Source organism: Streptomyces sp. NPDC048338, assembly GCF_043201055.1.
Lineage (GTDB): Bacteria > Actinomycetota > Actinomycetes > Streptomycetales > Streptomycetaceae > Streptomyces.
The window spans coordinates 613800-620002 of sequence record NZ_JBICYQ010000004.1; the positions used below are offsets into that span (position 1 = coordinate 613800).

Below are 6203 nucleotides of genomic sequence, written 5' to 3' on the forward strand. Positions count from 1 at the left end.
CGCCACCCGAGACTCGGAAGGAAACCAGATGCCTCTCCTCCGCCGCGGCACCGCCCGCGTCACCCCCGACCAGGCCCACCAGCGCACCACCGACGGTGACGCCGTCCTCCTCGACGTGCGCGAGCAGGCCGAGTGGAATGCCGGCCACGCCCCCGGCGCCGTGCATGTGCCGCTCTCCCGGCTGGTCACCGGCACCGGCCTGCCCGCCACGGCCCAGGGCCGGCCGCTGTTGGTGATCTGCCGCTCCGGGCACCGCTCCCAGCAGGCCGCCAGACTCTTGGCCGGGCGCGGAGCCGAGGCCGTCGACGTCAAGGGCGGTATGCAGGCCTGGGCATCAGCCGGGCTACCGGTCGTCGACGCAGAAGGAAGCAGCGGCCGGATAGCGTGAGCGCCCTCATCCTCGCCCTCATCGCTGGGGCCGTCATCGGCCTGGCCCTCGGGGCGCTCGGGGGCGGCGGCAGTGTCCTGGCCGTCCCCGCCCTGATTTACCTCCTCGGCTTCACCCCGGCCGCCGCCACCACCGCCTCGCTGATCATCGTCACCGCCACCTCCGCGACCGCCCTCTACACCCACGCCACCTCGGGCAACGTCCGCTGGAAGACCGGCGCGCTGTTCGCGGCCGCCGGAATCGTGCCCGCGATCGCTGCGGGCACCCTGGCCGCACGCCTGCCCGAGGAGGTGCTGACCGCCGCGTTCGCCGCGATCGCGGCCCTCGCAGCCCTCAGGATGTTCAAGCTCGCCGACCCCCACCAGCAGGCCAGGCCCGTCAGGCCCACCCGGGCCGCCGGTGCGGGTGCCGGACTCGGCGCGGTCACCGGCCTCCTCGGGGTCGGCGGAGGCTTCCTCGCCGTCCCCGCCCTCGTCTCCGTCCTCGGACTGCACATGCGCGCCGCGGTCGGCACCAGCCTGCTGGTCATCACCGTCAACTCCCTCGCCGCGCTCGCCGCCCGCGCCGGCACCAACACGCCCCTGCACTGGGCGGTCATCGCTCCCTTCGCCGGAGCCGCGATCCTCGGAGCGTGGGACGGCAAACGCCTCGCCTCCAAAATCTCCGGTCCCACCCTTCAGCGGATCTTCGCGCTCGTGCTCCTGGCCGTCGCTGCCCTCATGCTCATCGACGCCCTCCGCTGACCTTCCCGCCCGCGACCCGCAACGGCGCCCCATCGCCAGTCGATAACGAGGTGTCCGTAACCGGGCACCAGACAAAAAGGATGGAACACCGCTCATGACCACCCCCCACGCCCTCGACACCGACCAGGCCCGCACCCGCCTGCACGAACTGATCGTCCTGGACGTCCGCACCCCCGGCGAATACGCCACCGGCCACCTTCCCGGCGCCCTCAACATCCCCCTCGACCACCTCGACCATGCCCTCCCCGACATCCGCCACGCAGCCCAGCGCGGCGACCTCCTCGTCGTCTGCGCCTCCGGCGCACGCTCCGAGAACGCTTGCCACACCCTCGCCGCCCACGGCATCACCACCGCCACCCTCACCGGCGGCACAACAGCTTGGGCAGCGGACGGCCACACCCTCCACCACCCCGACAGCGCCCGACGCACCGCCTGGAACATGGAACGCCAAGTCCGACTCACCGCCGGCGCCGTCGTCCTGACCGGCCTCGCGCTGGGCCGCCTGCACCCCGCCTTCCGCCTCGCTTCCGCGGGCGTCGCCGGCGGCCTGGTCTACTCCGCCCTCACCAACACCTGCGGCATGGCCTCCCTCCTCGCCAAACTCCCCCACAACCGTCCTCATCAGGGCGACCTCGACGCAACCCTCGCCGCCCTCCGGGCCGGCTGACCACCCCCGCCCGATACCCCCTGGGGTACCATGGTGTGAGAGCGCACAAAGCCAGGAGGCAACCGGTGAAAGTCGACGACGACGCAGTCAACTCAGTCCTCAACCGCCTGCGCCGCGCCCAAGGACAGCTCGCTGGCGTCATCGCCATGATCGAAGCCGGCCGCGACTGCAAGGACGTTGTCACGCAGCTTGCCGCAGTCTCCAAGGCCCTGGACCGCGCCGGCTTCAAAATCGTCGCCAGCGGCATGCGCCAGTGCATGACCGAAGCCGACCAGGGTCAGGCCCCCATGACCGAGGCAGAACTCGAAAAGCTCTTCCTCGCACTCGCCTGACGCCCACGCAGAACGGCCCGGCCCCCATCAGGAGCCGGGCCGTCCGCATACCCGCACCGGCCGGCGCCATGAGCCCCCGCGGTGAGACGCCCACGCCAGACTCGGTACTGTGCGCACGGTGACCAGAAAGACGAAGACGCAGGCCGAAGACAGTGATGACCGCGGATTGTCGGTGCGGGCGTTCACCGCGCTCATGCTGGGCGCCCTTGCCGTCGTAGGGGCGCTCGCCCTGCTGGGTGGCTGGGCCGGACTGATCGGCATCGTGGTCACCGCCGTCGTCCTCATCGGCTTCGCGGCCTCCCGCATGTAGAGCGCACAAATGCCCGCTGGAAGCGAGGGCGCGAGGTGATCCCAGTACCGGTTCGGCGGCTCGGCCGACCGACTGCGGCCGGGCGCCGACTGTTGCTGTAGCCGTCGCCCGGCGAGGACGAGAGCGAGTTGTAGGGGCGCCAGTCAGGTGACGGTAGGGATGTGGCGCTCCGCGAGGACGACGTCCCGCCACTGGCCCTGGTGGCAACCGATGCTCTCTCGAGTGCCGACGATCCGGAAGCCGGCCCGGGCGTGGAGGGCGTGGCTGGCGGTGTTCTCGGGGAAGATGACGGACTGGACGGTCCAGATCATGGTGATCGTGGCGGCCAGGTGCCTCAGGTCGTGAACCGTCACCCGCGGTACACCGGCAGCACGAGCTGGCGTCCAGGGCTGCCGGACGGGCTACGAGTTCCTTGGCGCGGTTGAGGACACTGGCTCAAAGGTCCGCATTGTGCGTGGTGACCTGGTGCTCTCGCCGTTCATCTACGCCGACGGCAGACCTATGGCCCCTGCGGAGGCCGGCCCAGTTTCGAAGGCGTGGAAGGTGGACAGGGGGAGGCCGTGCGTGGCCAAGGCCGACGGAACCCTGGTCAAGCTGCCCGTCGCCCTCCGGGCTGATCTTTGGCCCACCACAGGAATGCGGCGGCGTGCTGTCGGTTGGCGAAGCCTTCGCCGGCGAGGTCGAGAAGGAGGTCGTTGCTCCACAGGATGAGCCGGCCGCGGGTCCAGTTCACCGACTCGGGGGACGGCAGCTCCAGGCCGTAGACCATCCGCGCGATCTCGCGTTTGCCGCCGGCCTCGGTGGTGTATTTCAGGATTGTCAGGAAGCGGTCGGGGTGCGTCACGCAGAGGACCCTCGTGAGGAGGGCTTCCTTGAAGCCGGTCATGGCGAACGGCTTGGTGCCGGACAGCAAGTGCTCGAGCCGGTCTTCGAGCGGCAGGTCGGAAGGTCCGTGCAGGAGGTACTCGATCGTCTGGCGGGTCGCCTCCCCAGCCGCGGTGTCGCCCATGTCGTTCCACGCGGAGTTGAAGGTGGCCTGATTGCCGGGGCGGGCTCCGACCTCGGAGTTGGCGAAGTCCTTGAGGGTTCTGGGGTCGCAGGTCCACAGCCCGTCGGGGGAGAAGATCTGCTGGTACTTCGACCAGTAGGCCGCCACGTCGGGGTCGAGGGCCGGTTTGACAGCGAGGTACTGCTCCTTCAGCCGGGTCACGCGCTCCAACTGCTCACGATCGACATCCTCGGCGTTCGGGAAACGGGTCTTGAGGTCTTGGAAGGAGCGGAGCGGGTCCCTATGCGGGACGGTGGGCTCCCTGTGCTCCCATTCGTAACCGCACCGGTGCTTCACGAGCCGACGTCCGCCGTCGAACGTGCGGACCACCGCGATGTCCTCATCGTCGCTGCACAGTGGACACATGGCCAACGCCATGGCGACCCCCGCTTTGTCGGTGCTTGTGCCCCACTTTGAGCCAATGCACTCTCCGGCCAAGAGCCGCATTCTCGCATTCAGGCAGGGCAGGCGGGGTGCGGTCTCCGGCACGCCGGCGGATCTCGACTTCACTGGCCTGGACGGCAACTTCGCGCCGCAACGCCTGGTGTCCGGTTCGTGCAACGAGGTGGCAGCGTATGGCGCGTGGGCTTCGGAGGACACCTTGGTGGTGAAGCCGAAACCGACGCAGTACCTGGCACCGATCAGTCGGTCAGCCGGCACACCCGGTCGTCGTCCGTCACCTCGTAGACGTCGATGTGCAGGAGTTGTCGGGTGTGGGCCGGGACGCGTGCGGCGGCCTTGAGGGAGGAGGACGGCACGACGAGGGCGTAGCGCGTGTGCGGGTCCTGGTTCGTCATGCGGCGCAGCAGTTGGCCATAGGCGATGTCGGCCTCGATGCCTTTCTCACTGGTGCGGCCCTTGGCCTCGCAGATCAGCCGTTCCGAGCCGCGTACGGCTTCGAGGTCGGTCCACCGGTCCGTGGGATCGATGGGTGTCCAGCCTTCGGCCAGTAGCCAGGTGCGGAAGGTGTCGGTGACCCGGTCCTCGTCGCTGGAGCGGGCCAGGATCTTCTTCAGTGCCGCCAGGTCGGCCGCTTCGTTGCGGCGCAGTCGTCCGCGGCCGTCCGCATTCAGGTCGGCGGGGCGGATGAGGACCAGGCGCAGCCCGTGCGCGGGGATCTGCTCATCGCGCCGGGCGTCGTACAGGGCGCGCTGCTCGCCGCGGTGGACACCGCTGACGGTGAGGCGGTTCGGCTTGTCAAAGTGGGGCATCGGCTGGTCGTGCTGCAGTTCGCGGTACTCGACCACCAGCTGATGGCCCGGCCAGTAGGCGTCGACCGGCAGTTGGACTCGTCGGCCGCCTGATCCGGGATCTCCGAGCAGCCACTCGAACCTGTGCTGCGTCAGGGCGCTCTCCCCGAGGATCCGCTCGCACAACCCAACGACGTACGCCTCATCGCTGCCATCTCTCGTTGCCATGACCGAGCATCCTGCCACCCCCCCCATGGACCAGCAGTGCCGGGCTGGCGAACCCAGAGCCTCGCCGCGCAGAAGACCTGCAACGACAAACAGGCCGTCGGCTTGGCGGTCGACGCCCTGGAGGGCGTGGTGAAGATTGCGTCCGAGCCGCTTTCCCCTGGTGCCGTCTGCGACGGCGGGCGGGCCCGAGGGCCAGGTGGCGCCCCTTGGGGACCAGTTGGGGACCAGCGCCCACGTCGATGGGCGCACAGCATGTACGGATGTGCACGCCGTGCGCCCTCAAATTATGCAGTATGTCGTAATTTTTCCTCCGACCCATCGATCTGGGGGTCAAGGGGTCGCAGGTTCAAATCCTGTCGTCCCGACTTTTCGAAGTCGGAGGTCGAGGGGCCGTTTCAGAGGAATCTGAAACGGCCCCTCGATCGTTTTCGGGGACGGTCGGGGACCGGCTCGCCTTGACCGCGTCAGCGGGCGACCACGAGCGGGCTCGGCAGGGACCGGGGCGCGCGCAGCACGCTGAGGTGTGCCGAGAGAGCGGCGCCGGCGGCGGTGATCTTGTGTACGTCGGGGTGCAGGTACCGCTGGGTGCTGGTCAGTGGGCCAAGGCCGGCGATCTTGCGGAGGACGTGCACCTGGACCCCGGCGTCGGCGAACCAGTGAGTCCGGTGCGGCAGCCGGAGACCTCGCCGGTACGCGCGGCCGTACACGCGGCGAAGAGGACGACCTCGCCCCGGTCCCGGTACTCGCCGTGGGAGGCGGCCACGAGCGCGTCGGCCGGCTCGGCGAGCGCTCCCCGGTCGGGCAGGGCCGGTGCTCGCGGGTCGAGGAGCTCGTCCTCGGCCTGCTCGTAAAGCTTCTGCCGGCCCGTCACGCGGGCTGGGTTGACCTTTCGATTCGCAAGAACCTTCTCGGCATTCCGCGTCGGACGGGTTGGTGCATCGAGAGGCCGACGGACGAGTCGCTCTTCGAGCTCTGCGGGGCCCCGTCCTCCGCCTCCTGAAACTCAGTCGCATACGCGACGACATCAGCTGTTCGCTACGTATGTCTCCTTGGATGCACGAGCGCGTGACCTGTGGCGTTCACGAGACCGTCGAGGCTTTGCACCAAGGATCGAGACAGGTTGCTGCAGCGCATGACACCTCGCCAAGACACCGTGGTAGGACTGTACGGCTGACTGATCATCGTATGGGGGATTCTCGATCATGGCTGTCACGGTGCCGGACTGGGCTGACACGCTGTTGGATCTGGTGGGGGTGAACTGGCCCAACGTCGATGAGGACGCCTACCGGGAGATGGC

Annotated in this window: 8 protein-coding genes and 1 pseudogene; 5 read left to right on the top strand and 4 right to left on the bottom strand. The window is 69.0% G+C overall.

Translation table 11 applies throughout. The features are described 5' to 3' along the window. Positions 1–28 precede the first annotated feature (28 nt). The 5 genes from ACGFZF_RS13230 (at position 29) to ACGFZF_RS13250 (ending at position 2440) form a co-directional block, all read left to right on the top strand. Positions 29–388 (top strand): rhodanese-like domain-containing protein, encoded by a 360-nt coding sequence (locus ACGFZF_RS13230; protein ID WP_266444689.1) that lies wholly within the window; start codon positions 29–31, stop codon positions 386–388. Continuing rightward, a complete protein-coding gene (locus ACGFZF_RS13235; RefSeq protein ID WP_266444692.1) occupies positions 385–1131 on the top strand; it encodes a sulfite exporter TauE/SafE family protein in 747 nt (248 codons plus the stop codon). Before ACGFZF_RS13230 ends, ACGFZF_RS13235 begins: the two co-directional genes overlap by 4 nt. 94 nt (positions 1132–1225) lie before the next feature. After that, the gene (locus tag ACGFZF_RS13240; protein ID WP_266444695.1) at positions 1226–1798 is read left to right on the top strand and encodes a rhodanese-like domain-containing protein; all 573 of its coding nucleotides are present in this window, start codon (positions 1226–1228) and stop codon (positions 1796–1798) included. A 65-nt stretch (positions 1799–1863) separates the two neighbouring features. Beyond that, positions 1864–2130 carry a metal-sensitive transcriptional regulator gene (locus ACGFZF_RS13245; protein ID WP_266606729.1) on the top strand — a complete coding sequence of 89 codons (267 nt, stop codon included), beginning with the start codon at positions 1864–1866 and terminating at the stop codon, positions 2128–2130. A 118-nt stretch (positions 2131–2248) separates the two neighbouring features. Continuing rightward, positions 2249–2440: a hypothetical protein gene (locus tag ACGFZF_RS13250; protein WP_266606730.1), complete on the top strand. Its 192-nt coding sequence runs from the start codon at positions 2249–2251 to the stop codon at positions 2438–2440. A 143-nt stretch (positions 2441–2583) separates the two neighbouring features. On the opposite strand, the pseudogene ACGFZF_RS13255 reads toward ACGFZF_RS13250, so the two are convergent. The 4 genes and pseudogenes from ACGFZF_RS13255 to ACGFZF_RS13270 all read right to left on the bottom strand — a co-directional run. After that, a pseudogene (locus ACGFZF_RS13255) lies at positions 2584–2748 on the bottom strand (GNAT family N-acetyltransferase); the annotation flags it as partial. A 281-nt stretch (positions 2749–3029) separates the two neighbouring features. Then, positions 3030–3659: a hypothetical protein gene (locus ACGFZF_RS13260; protein ID WP_393553705.1), complete on the bottom strand. Its 630-nt coding sequence runs from the start codon at positions 3657–3659 to the stop codon at positions 3030–3032. Positions 3660–4129: 470 nt separating this feature from the next. Further along, the gene (locus ACGFZF_RS13265; RefSeq protein WP_371593898.1) at positions 4130–4906 is read right to left on the bottom strand and encodes a hypothetical protein; all 777 of its coding nucleotides are present in this window, start codon (positions 4904–4906) and stop codon (positions 4130–4132) included. A gap of 592 nt (positions 4907–5498) precedes the next feature. After that, on the bottom strand, positions 5499–5777 hold the full coding sequence (locus tag ACGFZF_RS13270; protein WP_393553707.1) for a hypothetical protein: 279 nt from the start codon (positions 5775–5777) through the stop codon (positions 5499–5501). Positions 5778–6203 lie beyond the last annotated feature (426 nt).

What these genes read in the sequence shown, in the direction of transcription:
- ACGFZF_RS13240 (WP_266444695.1), top strand. Translation starts at nt 1,226, where the DNA reads ATGACCACCCCCCACGCCCTCGACACCGACCAGGCCCGCACCCGCCTG.
- ACGFZF_RS13230 (WP_266444689.1), top strand. Translation starts at nt 29, where the DNA reads ATGCCTCTCCTCCGCCGCGGCACCGCCCGCGTCACCCCCGACCAGGCC.
- ACGFZF_RS13265 (WP_371593898.1), bottom strand. Translation starts at nt 4,906, where the DNA reads ATGGCAACGAGAGATGGCAGCGATGAGGCGTACGTCGTTGGGTTGTGC.